Source organism: Brevundimonas basaltis, from assembly GCF_014202075.1.
Classification (GTDB): Bacteria; Pseudomonadota; Alphaproteobacteria; order Caulobacterales; family Caulobacteraceae; genus Brevundimonas; species Brevundimonas basaltis.
Window position 1 is genome coordinate 506,252 of sequence record NZ_JACHFZ010000001.1, and the last position, 14,739, is coordinate 520,990.

At 69.6% G+C, this 14,739-nt stretch carries 14 protein-coding genes; 4 read left to right on the forward strand and 10 right to left on the reverse strand.

The genetic code is table 11. The annotated features are described in order from the left end of the window. Positions 1-177: 177 nt before the first annotated feature. The 4 genes from HNQ67_RS02695 to HNQ67_RS02710 are packed head-to-tail and all read right to left on the reverse strand — an operon-like array spanning position 178 to position 1,717. The gene (locus tag HNQ67_RS02695; RefSeq protein WP_183252072.1) at positions 178-516 is read right to left on the reverse strand and encodes a DUF3088 family protein; all 339 of its coding nucleotides are present in this window, start codon (positions 514-516) and stop codon (positions 178-180) included. A gap of 8 nt (positions 517-524) precedes the next feature. Next, positions 525-791 carry a DUF1467 family protein gene (locus HNQ67_RS02700; RefSeq protein ID WP_343054792.1) on the reverse strand — a complete coding sequence of 89 codons (267 nt, stop codon included), beginning with the start codon at positions 789-791 and terminating at the stop codon, positions 525-527. Next, the gene (gene mce, locus HNQ67_RS02705) at positions 791-1,216 is read right to left on the reverse strand and encodes a methylmalonyl-CoA epimerase (protein ID WP_183252074.1); all 426 of its coding nucleotides are present in this window, start codon (positions 1,214-1,216) and stop codon (positions 791-793) included. The genes HNQ67_RS02700 and mce overlap by 1 nt, the downstream gene beginning before the upstream one ends. A 54-nt stretch (positions 1,217-1,270) precedes the next feature. Next, positions 1,271-1,717, reverse strand: a complete 447-nt coding sequence (locus tag HNQ67_RS02710) for an FxLYD domain-containing protein (protein WP_183252076.1) — start codon at positions 1,715-1,717, stop codon at positions 1,271-1,273. An 87-nt stretch (positions 1,718-1,804) separates the two neighbouring features. On the opposite strand from HNQ67_RS02710, the gene HNQ67_RS02715 reads away from it, so the two are divergent. Then, complete coding sequence (locus HNQ67_RS02715) at positions 1,805-2,902, forward strand: winged helix-turn-helix domain-containing protein (protein ID WP_183252078.1); 1,098 nt, start codon at positions 1,805-1,807, stop codon at positions 2,900-2,902. A 54-nt stretch (positions 2,903-2,956) separates the two neighbouring features. Here HNQ67_RS02715 and HNQ67_RS02720 read toward each other — a convergent pair whose 3' ends face one another. The 4 genes from HNQ67_RS02720 to rpsB all read right to left on the reverse strand — a co-directional run bounded on the left by HNQ67_RS02720 (position 2,957) and on the right by rpsB (position 7,091). Further along, positions 2,957-4,558, reverse strand: a complete 1,602-nt coding sequence (locus HNQ67_RS02720) for a M20/M25/M40 family metallo-hydrolase (protein ID WP_183252080.1) — start codon at positions 4,556-4,558, stop codon at positions 2,957-2,959. An 85-nt stretch (positions 4,559-4,643) separates the two neighbouring features. Beyond that, positions 4,644-5,048, reverse strand: a complete 405-nt coding sequence (locus HNQ67_RS02725) for a hypothetical protein (RefSeq protein ID WP_183252081.1) — start codon at positions 5,046-5,048, stop codon at positions 4,644-4,646. Between the two features lie 69 nt (positions 5,049-5,117). After that, positions 5,118-6,059 carry a translation elongation factor Ts gene (gene tsf / locus HNQ67_RS02730; RefSeq protein ID WP_183252083.1) on the reverse strand — a complete coding sequence of 314 codons (942 nt, stop codon included), beginning with the start codon at positions 6,057-6,059 and terminating at the stop codon, positions 5,118-5,120. A gap of 93 nt (positions 6,060-6,152) precedes the next feature. Further along, positions 6,153-7,091, reverse strand: a complete 939-nt coding sequence (gene rpsB / locus HNQ67_RS02735) for a 30S ribosomal protein S2 (protein ID WP_183252085.1) — start codon at positions 7,089-7,091, stop codon at positions 6,153-6,155. A gap of 214 nt (positions 7,092-7,305) precedes the next feature. On the opposite strand from rpsB, the gene HNQ67_RS02740 reads away from it, so the two are divergent. After that, the gene (locus HNQ67_RS02740; protein ID WP_183252087.1) at positions 7,306-8,010 is read left to right on the forward strand and encodes a hypothetical protein; all 705 of its coding nucleotides are present in this window, start codon (positions 7,306-7,308) and stop codon (positions 8,008-8,010) included. Beyond that, positions 8,007-8,825 (forward strand): M23 family metallopeptidase, encoded by an 819-nt coding sequence (locus HNQ67_RS02745; RefSeq protein WP_183252089.1) that lies wholly within the window; start codon positions 8,007-8,009, stop codon positions 8,823-8,825. The genes HNQ67_RS02740 and HNQ67_RS02745 overlap by 4 nt, the downstream gene beginning before the upstream one ends. A gap of 3 nt (positions 8,826-8,828) precedes the next feature. On the opposite strand, the gene hrpB is transcribed toward HNQ67_RS02745, so the two are convergent. Beyond that, positions 8,829-11,261 (reverse strand): ATP-dependent helicase HrpB, encoded by a 2,433-nt coding sequence (hrpB, locus tag HNQ67_RS02750; RefSeq protein WP_183252091.1) that lies wholly within the window; start codon positions 11,259-11,261, stop codon positions 8,829-8,831. A 152-nt stretch (positions 11,262-11,413) separates the two neighbouring features. Here hrpB and HNQ67_RS02755 point away from each other — a divergent pair, with 152 nt between their 5' ends. Continuing rightward, positions 11,414-13,072 (forward strand): amino acid permease, encoded by a 1,659-nt coding sequence (locus tag HNQ67_RS02755; protein WP_183252093.1) that lies wholly within the window; start codon positions 11,414-11,416, stop codon positions 13,070-13,072. A gap of 200 nt (positions 13,073-13,272) precedes the next feature. On the opposite strand, the gene HNQ67_RS02760 is transcribed toward HNQ67_RS02755, so the two are convergent. Then, positions 13,273-14,706, reverse strand: a complete 1,434-nt coding sequence (locus HNQ67_RS02760) for a sodium-dependent transporter (protein WP_183252096.1) — start codon at positions 14,704-14,706, stop codon at positions 13,273-13,275. Positions 14,707-14,739: the final 33 nt, after the last annotated feature.

The following is a 14,739-nucleotide window of genomic DNA, read 5'->3' on the forward strand; positions in this document are numbered from 1 at the left end:
GAACCGCTTTAGCCGGGAGAGCGGGGCGAAAGCTAGGCCAAGTGAGGAGGGCTTAGGGCTTGGGGCTTAGGAATTAGGGGGGTTCCGGAGATCACCTCGACACCCTCGCTCCAAAACTTGGTCCCATGCCTAAGCCCTAAGCCCTAAGCCCTAAGCCCTAAGCCCTAAGCCCTTCCTTCACGGATGCGGCCGGCCGATGCCGTAACGCGCTGCCAGATAGGGGATGATGGCGTGATCCTGGAGAAAGCGGCGGCCGGTGGCGGCGCTGGTTTCGGCGTCGGGCCAGTCGAACGCGCCGTCGAGGACCAGGATCGGACAGGACTGGTGCGCCTCGCCAACCGCCTCAATCACCGGCGGGCGGGGACGGGGGTGGTCAAGACGGGTGATGTCCAGATGCGACTTGAGGGCCGGATAGAAAGCCAGCACGCCCTCGACGAAGGCGCCGGCGGGGCAGAACCACGGGCCGCCGTCGTCGTCATGCCAGTCGGGGTTCAGGAGAAACAGGCGATCGGTCATCGGTTACCTCAGGCGGGCGGGGCCAGATCCGGCAGCGGCATCCAGCCGATGAAGACCAGCACCATGACAACGGCCCAGACGATAAGCGAGACCCAGCTGGTGGTGATGAATTTGCGCTTCAGCCGGGGATCGGCGGGGGCCCCCCACTGGCCGCCGTCGGTGGGGCGTTCCTGCGCGCCCTGCGTCATGCCCAGCGGCAGGACCGCGAACAGCACTACCCACCAGCAGACAATGTAGATGGCCAGCATGGTGACCGGCCCGATCGGCATGTCCATCAGTGGGCTCCCTGTTTCGGCGTTTCCATCAGTTCGACCAGCACCCCACCCATGTCCTTCGGATGGACGAAGATGATGGGCGTGCCGTGGGCGCCGATGCGCGGCTCGCCCGTGCCGAGAATGGTCGCGCCCTTGGCGCGGAGCGCATCACGCGCCGCCAGGATATCCTCGACCTCGAAACAGACGTGATGCTGGCCGCCCTTTGGGTTCTTGGCGAGGAAGCCGTGGATGGGACTGCCGTCGCCGAGCGGCTCGATCAGCTCGATCTGGCTGTTGGGCAGGTCGACGAAGCAGACGCGGACGCCCTGGGCCGGCAGGTCGAAAGGTTCATGCGCCTTCGTCGCGCCGAGCAGGTCGCGATACAGGGCGACGCTGGCCTCGATGGACGGGGTGGCGACGCCGACGTGATTCAGTCTTCCGATCATGAAAGGGACTTAGCCGGTCCGGCGGCGCGGGAGAAGGCCGCCGGGGTGCGGCGCTCAGTCCGGCAGGCAGCCGAAAGGCAGAGGTTCGGGACGCTCGAGCGTCACCCGCCGGCCGCCGTCAGCCCAGCGCAGGGCGTGGACGCTCAGACCGGCGGCCTCAGCGGGCAGGCGCGCCTGCAGGTGAATGGCTGCGCCCGGATCGAGCCCGCCGACCCGGGCGCTGACGGGGGCGCCGACGACCCGGCCGCTGCGGTCATGGAAGTGGATCTCGACTGACACCGCGGTGCGCGGTGTGCTCGCGATATTGGTCAAGGCGCCCCGCCAGGTGCGGCCGCCGAGGGCCTCCCGCACCACCTCGTTGCGGGTGAGCGCCACACCGTTCCGGTCGCCGCCAATCCTCAGGGCGAGGATCGGGGAGCTGATCGCCGCCCGAGACGACACGGGAGCGAAGGGCGCGACCCATCCGCGCCGGTCGCCCACGATCTCCGCCGTATTGGCCATTGCCTCGCCTCCGTCGATAAGTGAGGCTTGCACCCTGCCTGGCGCGACGGTGAGCGGCATGAGCAAGTCGTGAGGTCCTGCTGAAAAATGGCGTCTGGCCGTTTCCGCTTCGAAGAATTCGAGCTCGACGTCGACGACCGCCGGCTCCGGCGCGACGGTGAGCCGGTCGAGTTGAACGGCCGCTATTTCGACGCCCTCGTCCTGCTGGTGCGCGAACACGGTCGGCTGGTCACCAAGGATCGCTTCCTCGACGACGTCTGGCGCGGCGTGCCCGTGACCGACGAGGCGCTGACCCAGTGCATCCGCACGCTGCGGCGGCAGCTGGGGGACGACGCGAGCCGGCCGCGCTTCATCGCGACGACGCCCAAGCACGGCTACCGCTTCATCGCCGAGGTCGAGGCCGAGGGGGAGGACGCGCCCTCCCCGGCACTGGCGGCCTCGGCCGTGACCGCGCCGCCCGTTGCGTCTTCGCCATGGCGGCGCTTCTGGCTGAGCGGCGCCGCGGGCATGGCCGGCGGCGGAGTTGCGGGAGCCCTGATCGGCCTGTTCTACGGCTTCGGCGCGGCGCCGGACCCGCTGCAGGCCGGCATCGGGGCCGCCTCGGTGCTGCTGGTTCTGGTCAGTCTCAGCGTCGTGCTGGGGCTGATCGCGGGGGCTGGCGTCGGCTTCGGCATCGCGGCGGCAGGCTTCGCGCCGGAGCGGCGCTGGCTGTGGAGCATCGTCGGCGGCGCCGGCGGCGGGCTGCTGATCGGGGCGGTCGGAAAACTGATCGGGCTGGACGCCTTCAACCTGCTGTTCGGACAGACGCCGGGCGCGATCACCGGCGGGGTTGAAGGGGCGGCCATCGGCGGGGCGCTGGGCCTGGGGGCCCGGCTGGCGACCTGTTTTCCGGGCCGGCCGCGGCTGACGCCGAGCTTCGCGGCCGGGGGGTTGGCCGGCGCGGCGGCGGGGCTGTTGATTCCGCTGCTCGGCGGGCGGTTGATGGGCGGCAGTCTCGATCTGCTGGCCCGCCAATTTCAGGACTCGCGGCTCAGCCTCGACCAGATCGGGGCGGTGTTCGGCGAGACCGGCTTCGGGCCCATCAGCCAGGTGGTCACCGGCGGCATCGAGGGCCTGCTGTTCGGCGGCTGCGTCATCGGGGCGATGATGCTGGGGCGCAGGGCGATGGCGGACGGCGGCGCGTAAAGAAGAGGCCGGCGAGTCTGCCCGCCGGCCCCTTCGAAATCGATTGCAAACGCCTCAGTTGCCAAACGGGTTCGTCGGTCGGGGCTGCGTCGGCATAGGCATGCGCGGCAGCGGCTCGTCGCTGTTGGCGGCGGCAAGCAGAAGGCCGGCCAGGACCACGGCGGCCTGGCGCAGGTCCTCGGGCTGCAGGTGATCGTAGCTGTCGATCGAGGTGTGGTGCAGGCGGCTGCCGTAGTCGAGCGGATCCTGGATGAACTGGAAGCCGGGGACGCCGACGGTCTGCATATAGACGTGGTCGGTGCCGCCAGACGGCCGCAGCGAAACGGTCGTGGCGCCGAGGCTGTAAAAGGGCTTCAGCCATTCCTCGAACACGGCGGCGGCGGCGACATTGCCCTCTGCATTGATGCCGCGGATGCGGCCCGAGCCGTTGTCGATGTTGAAATAGGCCACGAGGTCGGAATAGCCGGGCCGGGGCTGGACCGGCCAGCGGGCGCGCCAGGTCTGGCCGTTGGGCAGGGCGTCCAGCTCGGGATCGCCCAGCGGCGCGCGGGTGGCGAGGTGACGGTCGACATAGGCGAGGGAGCCGTGCAGGCCCTGCTCCTCGCCGTTCCACAGGGCGAACCGGATGGTGCGCTTCGGCCGCACGTTCAGGGCCTTCAGGATGCGCGCCGCCTCCATGACGACGGCGGTCCCGGCGGCGTTGTCGACCGCGCCGTCCGCGGCCGCCCAGCTGTCGAAGTGGGCCCCCGCCATCACATACTCTCCCGAGCGGCTGGTTCCCGGGATGTCGGCCAGCACATTGTAGGCGTTGACGTCCTCATCGTGGAAACGGACCTCGCTCATCATCTCGAGCGCTGGCGCCGCGCCTGCGCGCGACAGGCGGGCCAGGCGGCGGTAGTCCTCGGCCGCCAACTCCATGCCCGGCAAGGTCGGGGTGGCGCCGGTCCGGTGGGTGTAGCCGGCGCCGTGCAGCAGGCCGCCGTCGCGGTAGGACATGCGCACCCAGCCCAGCGCGCCCTCGGCGGCGAGGAACTCGTCCATGCGAAGGGCGAAGTTGTCGCGCCCGCCGTCACGGCTGACGTTCACATGCGAGTGGGTGGGCTGGTTATAGCCCGTGCGGCCGGCCAGTTCGTCATCGGTCCAGCGGCGGAACTGGGGCGAGGTCGGATCCTCCGCGTCGGTCGGCTCGGAGATCATCACAATCTTTCCGGCCAGCTTGCCGCGATATTTGTCGAAGTCAGCCACCCGGCTCATCGGGGCAAGGATCACCTCCCCGCTCACCGTGCCGTCGGTGCCCGGCGTCCAGGCCACCGGGATGGCGCGCAGCTCCAGCGGGCGCGGCGCGATCATGCGTACATCGGAGCGAACCATCGACCAGCCGCGTCCGAACTCGAAGCCTTCCGCGCGCACGTTCGACAGGCCCCGGTCGCGGAACCACTGCTGGGTCCAGCGTTCGGTCTCGCGCATCTGCGGCGAGTTGGTGATGCGGCCGCCGATACGGTCGGTCAGGTGCGCGGCTGTCTCCATCACCTCGCTGTGGTTGAAGCCCTGATCGATGATCCGGTTGACAGCGACCCGATCCACCTCCTGGGCGGACACCGTGGCGGGCACGGCGAAGGCGATGGCGGTCGCGGACAGCAAGGCGGCCAGACGCATGGTAACTCCCCTGAATCGTTGCAGGCCGCGATATGACGCGATCAAGCGACGCAGTGCAAAGGGAGATGTCGCGGTCCCTAACGGCTCAGTCGTCGGCGGCGCCCGGATCGACCGCCTCTTCGACCAGGCGGCGCCAGACGGGGTCGGTGTCGTCCACCAGATCGACGTCCTCGAGCAGGGCCACGGCGCCGCCGCCGTCGGGGAGGATCAGGCCAAGCACCTCCATCTCCTCGCCGTCGGAACCGAGGTGGCTTTCGGCCTGGACGGCGACGGCGGCCTGTTCGCCGTCGGCCTCCCACCAGATCACCGGCTGGGGCAGGTCAATGGCGATGGGACGGGGGTCGTCGGTCTCGGCGAGGGCGAAGACGGCGCGTCTGGCCTGAACGTCATCGAGCGTGGCCACGGCGCCGGTGAAGGGCGTCAGGCGCGACCAGTCGTCGAAATCGAAGCCGCCGCCATCTTCGTCGGACAGGTCGTCATTCGGGGTCATGGGCGTCTCCACGAAAAAGGGCCGGCGTTTCCGCCGACCCCTGATCGATCTCCTCGCGGTGAGGACGTTCTACTGGCCGCTGGTCATGGAGGCGACTTCGGAGGCGAAGTCGGGCCCCTCGACCTTTTCGACGCCTTCGCCGAGGGCGAGGCGGACAAAGCCGGCGAGGTGGAGACCGGGCGCGCCCAGTTCCTTACCGGTGTCGGCGACGAGCTGTTCGATGGTCACGTCCGGGTTCATCACGAACGGCTGCTTGGACAGAACGACGTCCTTCTGGAACTTGGCGATCTGGCCATCGACGATCTTGGCGATCATGTTTTCCGGACGGCCGTCTTCCTTGGCCTTCTCGGTCAGGACCTGACGTTCCTTCTCGATGGCGGCCGGGTCGAGGTCGTCGGTGTTGAGCGACAGCGGCGCCGTGGCGGCGACGTGCATGGCGATCTTGCGGCCCAGTTCGCGCAGGGCGGTCTTGTCGCCGCCGCCGTGCAGGGCGACCAGCACGCCGATACGGCCGAGGCCCGGCGACACCGCGTTGTGGACATAGGAGGCGACCACTCCCTCGTCGACCGACAGGCGGGCGGCGCGGCGCAGCTGCATGTTCTCGCCGATGGTGGCGATCATGCCGGTGACTTCGTCCTGGACCGTCTTGCCGGCTTCCAGTTCGGCGCCGTGCAGGCCCTCGACCGTGGCGTGCTCGAGGCCCAGTTGGGCGAACCGCTTGGCGGCGTTCTGGAACAGTTCGTTGCGGGCGACGAAGTCGGTCTCGGCGTTGAACTCGATGGCGGCGCCGACTTCACCGGCGCCGACTTCCTTCGAGGCGACGGCGACGAGGCCTTCGGCGGCGACACGATCGGCCTTCTTGGCGGCCTTGGACAGGCCCTTGGCGCGCAGCCAGTCGACGGCGGCGTTGATGTCGCCGTCGGTCTCCTGGAGGGCCTTCTTGCAGTCCATCATGCCGACGCCGGACTTGGCGCGCAGTTCCATCACGAGGGCGGCGGTGATCTCGGCCATGGGTAGTCTCCTTGGGTATGCGTATGCGGGAACGGCCGGACCCTGATCCGGGTCCGGCCGCGTATTCAGTTCGCCGTCGGGAAGGCGGGTCGGTTAGACCGCGGCCTTCTCGGTCTCGACGGCGTCGTTGGCGTCCGAGGTCGCTTCCTTGGCGGCTTCGTCGGCGACAGCCGGTTCAGCAGCGGTCGGTTCGGCGGCGGCTTCCATCTCGGCGGCCACGCCTTCCGTGCCGGCCGGAGCCGCGTCTTCAGCCTTGGCGGCCTTGGCCTTCGGGGCCTTGGCCTCGCGCAGCATCGGCTCCTCGGGGTTCTCCGAGGCGCCCAGGTCCACGCCCGACGAAGCGGCGCCGGCTGCCAGGCCGTCGAGGACGGCGTCGGCGATCAGGTCGCAGTAGGTCTGGATGGCGCGGGCGGCGTCGTCGTTGCCCGGGATCGGATAGGTGATGCCGTCGGGATCCGAGTTGGTGTCGAGGATGGCGATGATCGGGATGTTCAGCTTGCGGGCCTCAAGGATGGCGATGGCCTCCTTGTTGGTGTCGATCACGAACATGATGTCGGGGATGCCGCCCATGTCCTTGATGCCGCCCAGCGACAGCTCGAGCTTGTCCTTCTCGCGCTGCAGGGTCAGCAGCTCTTTCTTGACGCGGCCTTCGCCGCCGCCTTCCAGCAGGCCTTCCAGTTCGCGCAGGCGGGCGATCGAGCCCGACACGGTGCGCCAGTTGGTCAGGGTGCCGCCGAGCCAGCGGTTGTTCATGTAGTACTGGGCGCAGCGCTGGGCGGCCTCGGCGACCGGATCGGCGGCCTGGCGCTTGGTGCCGACGAACAGGACGCGACCGCCCTTGGCGGCGACGTCGCGCACGGCGACCAGGGCCTGGTGCAGCAGCGGGATGGTCTGCGACAGGTCGATGATGTGGATGTTCGAGCGCGAGCCGAAGATGTAGCGGTCCATCTTCGGGTTCCAGCGGTGCGTCTGGTGACCGAAATGGGCGCCGGCTTCGAGCAGCGAACGCATGGAGAATTCAGGCAGAGCCATGAGGGGTAGTCCTTTATCCGATTGATCCGCCGCAGGCGCTGTAAAGACCGAAGTCCTCGGATCGGAGCGAACAGGATTTCTCCCTGACCGCGCCACGCCTGCGTGTGAAGTGCGGCGGCTTCTATGCGGGATGGGGGGAAAAGGCAAGCGGCGCGTGGGCGAACTCGCCAGCGTCGCATAACAACGCTATGGTGAAGTCCGGGAGGACTCCACCATGAGCATCCGCAACCGGGCCCTGGCCGGCGGCGTGATCATCGCCGCGGCGGTCGCGGGGGTCGCCACTTCGCAACAGCAACCGCCGTCGCCGGTCGCGGCCACCCAGGTGGCGCTGACGCCCAGCCGGGCCGACAATGCGGCGCTGGCAGAGGCGCGGCAGGACCCGGTGGCGGCGCGGCTGCGCGGGGTGCTGGGGCAGAGCAAGTCGCCTGACTTCATGCAGCGGGTCAACGCCTCCGCCGTGCCGGTGCTGGCGCCGACCGACCCGGCCCTGCTGGCCTCGGCTGAGTTCAACGGCGGCGACCGTTTCTACATGCTGACGGTCCAGCGCGGCGAGACGATCATCGAAATCTACGGAGCGACCAAGGCCTTCCAGTCGCCGCTGGGCGCGCCGTCGCCCCAGTCCGCCCCGGCCGCGCCGGTGACGCGGGCGGCCCCTGTGACCGCAGCCCGGGGCCCGCGGATCGCCGCAGCCCGGATTCCCGACGCCGCCGGGCAGGCGCTGGCCCAGGCGCGGGCGCGGGCGCGCGGCCTGAGCGACATCCGCACCGAGCGGACCGAATACGGGGTCGACGTGACCTTCAGCCGCTTCGGCGCGGCCTATAACGTCACCTTCATCTGCGAGGGGGCGCCGAACTGCGCCGAGGCGGACGCCATCCTGTTCGCGGCCAGACTGGTGCTGATCGGCGGGGGCGCTTCGTGAGACGGCTGGCGGTCGCGGGACTGCTGCTGACGCTGACAGCCTGCGCGCCAGGCGGCTGCCAGCCGACCGGCTCGCCCGAGACCGGCGACGCCAATCCGGCGGAAGAACCCCTGCCCGGTGATCCGGACGAGCCGTTGGCGGAGCCCGAAGCGCCGCCGGAGCCGGAGCCGGTGACCTGGCCCCATGAGCCGGGCGGTTCGCTGTATCCCGGCTCGGGGAACGGCGCGACCGACGCCACCCTGTGGGCCGCCGGCATGCGCTTCCCGATGGAGGCCGCGCCGGCCTACGCCAACTCTCAGGTCTACGGCTACGGGGGCTATCTGGCCCCGGGGCCGGGCGGCCAGTGCGACGCCCGCAATTACGCCTATCCGTGGCGAGATAATTTCTGCGAGACGCGGTCGTGGACTAACGGCATGTGCCCGGCGGGCAAGGGGCATCAGGGCCAGGATATCCGTCCGGCCACCTGCGAGAAGAAGGTCCATTGGGCCGTCGCGGCCGAGAGCGGGCGGGTCACCTCGATCGGCAGCTACACCGTGACGCTGCTGGGCGATTCCGGGCGCATCTACCGCTACCTTCACCTCGACATGGCGGGGGTGCACGCCCTGTTCCCGAACTCCGCGTCGCGCGACGTCACGCGCGGCCAGCATCTGGGAAAGGTGTCGGCCGACTTCGGCGGCAACGCCACGACCATCCACCTGCATTTCGAGATCAAGGCGCCGGTAGCCAGCGGCGGCGGAGCGGCGGTGGTGATGTTCGTGCCGACCTACTCCAGCCTGGTCGACAGCTATGGCCGACTGCTGAGCGTCACCTCCTGACGGTCAGGTCCCGCGCGGCTTGGCGCGGGTGGTGGCCTCGGCCTTCATTGGATCCTCGGGCCAGGGGTGGCGGGGGTAGCGACCGCGCATCTCGGCGCGGACGGCGGCCCAACTGCCTTTCCAGAAGCCCGGCAGGTCCTTGGTCACCTGCACCGGACGGCGCGCCGGCGACAGCAGGGCGAGGGTTAGGGGGACGCGGCCGCCGCCGACCGCGGGGTGGGTGGTGACGCCGAACAACTCCTGCACGCGGATGTCGACGCGGGGGCCGCCCTCGGCGGCGTAGTCGATGGCGGCGGAGCCGAGCGGGGTCTCCAGCCGGGCTGGGGCGAGGTCGTCGAGGGCGCGCTGGCGGTCCCAGGGGATCAGGGCGCGGAGACCTTGTTCGAGGGCCGTGTCGGGAATGGCGTCGAGCGACTGGACGTCGTCCAGCAGGGGCCACAGCCAAGTCTCGCGGGCCGCGAGCAGCCCGTCGTCGGACATGTCGGGCCAGCCGTCGTCGAGCGTGCGCAGGAAGGTGAGACGGGCGCGCAGAGCCGTGGCGCGGTCGCCCCAGCGCAGGGAGTTCAAGCCGTCACGCTCGACCTCCTCCCGGAGGGCGGCGGCGACCTGGGCCCGGTCGGGCGTGCCGGCGATCCGTTCGTCCACCACGATGCCGCCGAGGCGCCGGATACGTTTTAGAACCCTGCGGCCGGACGGTTCGCGGGTCAGCCGCTCCTCGATCCCGATGCGGTGCTCCAGGGCGACCGGGTCGACGGGCGCGGCGAGGCGGATGCGGTCGCGGGCGTCGCCGCCGCCGAGCTCGGCCACCGCCAGCCAGGGCTCACGGGCGAGAGTGTCGGTCGGGTCGAGGAAGGCGCCGCGCCCGGAGGCGAGGAGGAACTCCCCCGGCTTGCCGCGCGCCTTCGCTACCCGTTCGGGGAAGGCCTCGACCAGCAGGGTCCCGACCTCGGCCTCGCCCCCCTGCCCGCCCCGATCCCCGTCTTTGGCGGCGCGCGCCCAGCGGTCAGCCAGCTTCAGGGCGTCGCGAGCGCGGGGAGACCGGTCGCGATCGAGGGCCCGAAGCCGCTCGCGCAGGTCCAGATCGTTTCCGCCCAAGCCGGGCTCGGACAGGATGGCGGCGACCCGGGCGCCCAGCATCGCGTCGCCGGAGTCGGCCGCCACTGCGACCATGTGGGCCAGACGGGGCGGCAGGGGGATGCGGGTCAGGCGGCGGCCGTGGTCGGTCAGGCCGCCTGCGTCGTCGAGGGCGTCGAGGCGCTGGAGCACCTTGCGGGCCTCTGCGAAGGCGCCGGCGGGGGGCTGGTCCAGCAGGGCGAGGCCTTCCGTCGATCGCGCGCCCCAGCGGGCGAGGTCGAGGGCGAAGTCGGTCAGGTCGGCCTCGAGGATTTCGGGGCGCTGGTGCGGGACAAGTCCCCGGGTCTGCTCCTCGTCCCACAGCCGGTAGCAGACGCCGGGCTGCGTGCGTCCGGCGCGGCCCCGGCGCTGTTCGGCCGAGGAGCGGCTGACGCGGACGGTGGCGAGCCGGGTCAGGCCGCTCGCCGGCTCGAAGCGGGGGACGCGCGACAGGCCGCAGTCGATGACGACGCGCACCCTCTCGATGGTCAGGCTGGTCTCAGCGACGGAGGTGGCCAGGACGACCTTGCGGCGGCCGGGCGCGGCGGGCTCGATGGCGCGATCCTGTACCGCCTTGTCGAGGGCGCCGTAGAGGGGGACGACGTCGACGGCCGGGTCGCGCAGGCGTTCGGCGAGGCGCTGGACGGTGCGGTGGATTTCGCCCTGCCCCGGCAGGAAGGCCAGCACCGAGCCGGTCTCTTCGCCGAGGGCCTGCAGGACGGCGCGGGCCATGGCGTCCTCGAACCGTTCGCCGCCGTTGCGGCCGAGATAGCGGGTCTCGACCGGAAACATCCGGCCCTCGGCCTCGATCACCGGGGCGTCGTGCAAAAGCTTCGAGACGCCGGCGATGTCGAGGGTGGCGGACATGACCAGCAGACGCAGGTCGTCGCGCAGGAGCGCCTGGGTCTCCCGGGCCAGGGCGAGGCCGAGGTCGGCGTCGAGGCTGCGCTCGTGGAACTCGTCGAACAGCACGGCGCCGACGCCGTCGAGACCGGGGTCGTCGAGAATCATCCGGGTGAAGACGCCTTCGGTGACCACCTCGATACGGGTGTCGGGGCCGATACGGCTCTGCAGCCGGGTGCGGTAGCCCACGGTCTCGCCGGTGCGCTCGCCGAGGGTCGCAGCCATGCGCTCGGCCGCGGCGCGGGCGGCCAGCCGTCGGGGCTCAAGGACGAGGATTCGGCCGCCCAGCCAAGGCTGATCCAGCAGCGCCAGCGGGACGACCGTGGTCTTGCCCGCTCCCGGCGGCGCGGCGAGCACCACCGCATTGCTCGCGGCCAGCGCGGCCTTCAGCGGCTTGAGGACGGCGTGGATGGGCAACATCGGATCGGATCTAGCGGTCGGCGGCGACAGGCGGAAGGCGGGGCGCTGGAGCGGCCGGAATTTGGTTCGTTGACAGCCTATTGCGCCCCGCTACCGTCCGCGCGTCGTGGTCAGCCGCTCAAGGGAGGGGCGCACGGTTGGACAAGACACAGATGGCCGTAACAGGTCGCCCGCCGGGGAACCGGCTGTTTCTCAAAAAATCCGTAGCCCAGATCCAGAAGGAGGCCGCCAAGAGCGAGCTGAAACGCACGCTCGGCCCGATCAACCTGATGAGTCTCGGCATCGGCGCCATCATCGGCGCCGGTATCTTCGTGCTCACGGGCCAGGTCGCGGCGGCAAACGCCGGGCCTGCGATCATGCTGAGCTTCGTGGTCGCGGGCATCGCCTGCGGTCTCGCCGGCCTATGCTACGCCGAGCTCGCTTCGACCATGCCGGTCTCCGGCTCGGCCTACACCTACGCCTATGGCACCCTGGGAGAGGTCTTCGCCTGGATCATGGGCTGGCTGCTGGTGCTGGAGTACGGCGTAGCGGCCTCGACCGTCGCGGTCGGCTGGTCCGGCTACGTCGTCTCCATCCTGTCTGATTTCGGCATAAGTCAGCAGATCTTCCCGGCCATCCAGTACGCCGGGGGCGAAGGACCGCAGTGGGCGACTCCGCTGGTGCAACTGGTGCAGGACGCCGGATCGACCGCCTTCCCGCTGACCGGCACCTTCAACCTCGTCGCCGCCGTCGGCATCGCGGCAGTTTGCAGTCTGCTGGTTCTCGGCGTCTCGGAGTCCGCGAACATCAACAACATCATCGTCGTCGTAAAAATCGTCGTACTGCTGACCTTCATCGCCGTGGGCATCCAGTACATCGATCCAGCCAACTGGGTTCCCTTCATTCCGGAGGCCACCGGCCAGCCCGGCCAGTTCGGCGTGGGAGGGATCTTCCGGGGGGCGGCGATTATCTTCTTCGCCTACGTCGGATTCGAAGCGGTCTCGACCGCGGCGGCCGAGGCCAAGAACCCGTCCAAGGACGTTCCCGTCGGCATTCTCGGCGCCCTGGTCGTCTGCACGCTGATCTACATGGCCGTCGCCGCCGTCATGACCGGCGTGGTGCCCTATCTCGAGCTGGCCAGTCCCGCGCCGGTGGCCGTCGCCATCGACCGCATGGGTCTGGAGTGGGCCAATCTGCCGCTCGGCGCGGCGCCCGGCGGCGAGCTGAACATGATCGGCTTCCTGATCAAGATCGGCGCGGTCACCGGCCTCAGCTCGGTGATGCTGGTGCTGTGCTACGGCCAGACCCGGATCTTCTACACGATGGCCCGCGACGGCCTGCTGCCCAAGGCTTTCGCCGTGGTTCATCCGAAGTTCCGCACGCCCTGGATCGGCACCATCGTGCTGGGCGTCCTGATCGCCATCGCAGCGGCCTTCCTGCCGATCTCCATCCTTGGGGACCTGGTGTCGCTGGGCACCGCGACGGCGTTCGCCATCGTCTGCCTGAGCGTCATCGTCCTGCGGGTCAAACACCCCGAGATGGAGCGGCCGTTCAAGGTGCCGGGCGGTATCGTCACCGCGGTGCTGGGCATTCTCGCCTGCCTGTTCCTGGCCAGCCAGAACCTGATCCCGATGTTCCAGCACGCCGCGGAAGACAATCCGCTGCCGCTGATGCTGCTGAGCGGCTACGCTGTCGTCGGCGCGATCATCTACGCCGCCTATGGCTTCTGGCACTCCAAGCTGGCGAAGGGCATCGACATCACCGAAGACACCAAACTTTCCAGCCCGGCCGCGGCCTTGGGCGGCGAGGTGGACAACGTGAAAGAGGACTGAGGCCGGTCGGCCTTCGTCAGCGGAAAGGCCCGGGTTCGCCCCCGGGCCTTTCTCATTTCGGTACCCGCCGCGCGCCCGTTTGAGGCCATGCTCCCGGAGCGGGCTCGTGGACCAGTCCAAGCCCCGTTCACGTTCGCCCATGCATGCGAAAACGGCCCGGACTCGCGTCCGGGCCGTTTCACTTCGGGAACGAGCCGGGCTCAGCCCAGCAGTTGCGGGAACAGGCCGATGATCAGGATGGCGGCGACCGCGAGCGGGCACAGCCAGGCGATCAGGAATCGCCAGACCTTCAGACCCCCGCCGCTCAGGCCGGTTTCCGCGTTGACCAGCTGACGGTCCGCGACCCAGCCGATGAAGATGGCGGTGACCAGACCCGACAGGGGCAGCAGCAACTTTCCGGTCACGCCGTCGATGGCGTCGAACCAGCCGGCGTTTTCGAAACCGGGGATGAAGGGGATCGGCCGGTGGTCGGCCCAGACGTTGAAGGACAGCGCCGAAACCACGCCGACGAGGAAGACCAGCACGCCGATCCAGATCGAGGCCTTGACGCGCGAGGTCCCGAACTTCTCGGTCACCCAGCCCACGGAGATCTCGAGCAGGGAGACCGACGAGGTCAGGGCGGCGAACAGGGCCAGGACGAAGAACAACAGGCCGACGATGGCCCCGCCCGGCATCGAGTGGAAGGCCGCCGGAAGGGTCTGGAACATCAGGGTCGGGCCGGCGTTCGGCTCCATCCCCACGCTGAACACGATCGGGAAAATGGCCAGGCCGGCGATGATGGCCACCGAGGTGTCGGCGAAGGCGATCATGCCCGAGGTCTGGCCCAGGTTGGTGTCGCGCGAGGCGTAGGCGCCATAGGCGATCATCGCGCCGCCGCCGAGGCTGAGCGAGAAGAACGCCTGGCCGAGGGCGGAGCTGAGCACGCCGGGCTGAAGGGCGCGTTCGAAGTCCGGTGTGAACAGGAACGCCACGGCGGCCGCGAAATCGCCCGTGATGGCGGCGTAAACAGTGATGCCGATAAGCAGGAAGAAGAAGGCCGGCATCAGCCAGGTGGCCGCTACCTCGATGCCGCCCTTGACGCCGCGGGCGACGATCCAGGTCGTTACGGCGACGAAGGCCAGCTGCAGACCGACCAGCAGGACCGGATCGGCGAACAGGGCGGGCATCAGTTGCTGGATCTGTGCGACGGAATCGCCGGCGTAGGCGCCCGCCAACGGCGTTCCCGACGAGACCGCACCGAACACGTCAGCCGCGCTGGTCCCGATGAAGTAGACCACCCAGCCGGCGACGACGCAGTAGAAGGTCAGGATGGCGGTATTGGCGATCAGGCCGATGACCGCCAACAAGCTCCACGCCGGGCTCGCCCCCGACTGGCGGGCCAGATAGACGGCGCTGGCGATGGTCGAGCGCTGGCCGTGACGGCCGATCAGGCTCTCGGCCAGCAGCAGGGGCGCAGCGATGAGGACCACGAACAGGACGTAGAACAGCACGAAGGCCCCGCCGCCGTTGCTGCCCGCCTCGGTCGGAAAGCGCCACAAATTGCCCAAGCCGACGGCCGAGCCGGTGGCCGCAAGGACGAAGGCGGCCTTCGAGGACCATCGCGCCCCGGTCGGCGCCGCAGTGTTTCCAGCCAAATTCTCTACTCCCGTGCGGGCGACGCTGAGCGG

Coding starts and splice junctions, on each gene's coding strand:
- HNQ67_RS02695 (WP_183252072.1), bottom strand. CDS start 516: ATGACCGATCGCCTGTTTCTCCTGAACCCCGACTGGCATGACGACGAC.
- HNQ67_RS02700 (WP_343054792.1), bottom strand. CDS start 791: ATGGACATGCCGATCGGGCCGGTCACCATGCTGGCCATCTACATTGTC.
- mce (WP_183252074.1), bottom strand. CDS start 1,216: ATGATCGGAAGACTGAATCACGTCGGCGTCGCCACCCCGTCCATCGAG.
- HNQ67_RS02710 (WP_183252076.1), bottom strand. CDS start 1,717: ATGGCCAATACGGCGGAGATCGTGGGCGACCGGCGCGGATGGGTCGCG.
- HNQ67_RS02715 (WP_183252078.1), top strand. CDS start 1,805: ATGGCGTCTGGCCGTTTCCGCTTCGAAGAATTCGAGCTCGACGTCGAC.
- HNQ67_RS02720 (WP_183252080.1), bottom strand. CDS start 4,558: ATGCGTCTGGCCGCCTTGCTGTCCGCGACCGCCATCGCCTTCGCCGTG.
- HNQ67_RS02725 (WP_183252081.1), bottom strand. CDS start 5,048: ATGACCCCGAATGACGACCTGTCCGACGAAGATGGCGGCGGCTTCGAT.
- tsf (WP_183252083.1), bottom strand. CDS start 6,059: ATGGCCGAGATCACCGCCGCCCTCGTGATGGAACTGCGCGCCAAGTCC.
- rpsB (WP_183252085.1), bottom strand. CDS start 7,091: ATGGCTCTGCCTGAATTCTCCATGCGTTCGCTGCTCGAAGCCGGCGCC.
- HNQ67_RS02740 (WP_183252087.1), top strand. CDS start 7,306: ATGAGCATCCGCAACCGGGCCCTGGCCGGCGGCGTGATCATCGCCGCG.
- hrpB (WP_183252091.1), bottom strand. CDS start 11,261: ATGTTGCCCATCCACGCCGTCCTCAAGCCGCTGAAGGCCGCGCTGGCC.
- HNQ67_RS02755 (WP_183252093.1), top strand. CDS start 11,414: ATGGCCGTAACAGGTCGCCCGCCGGGGAACCGGCTGTTTCTCAAAAAA.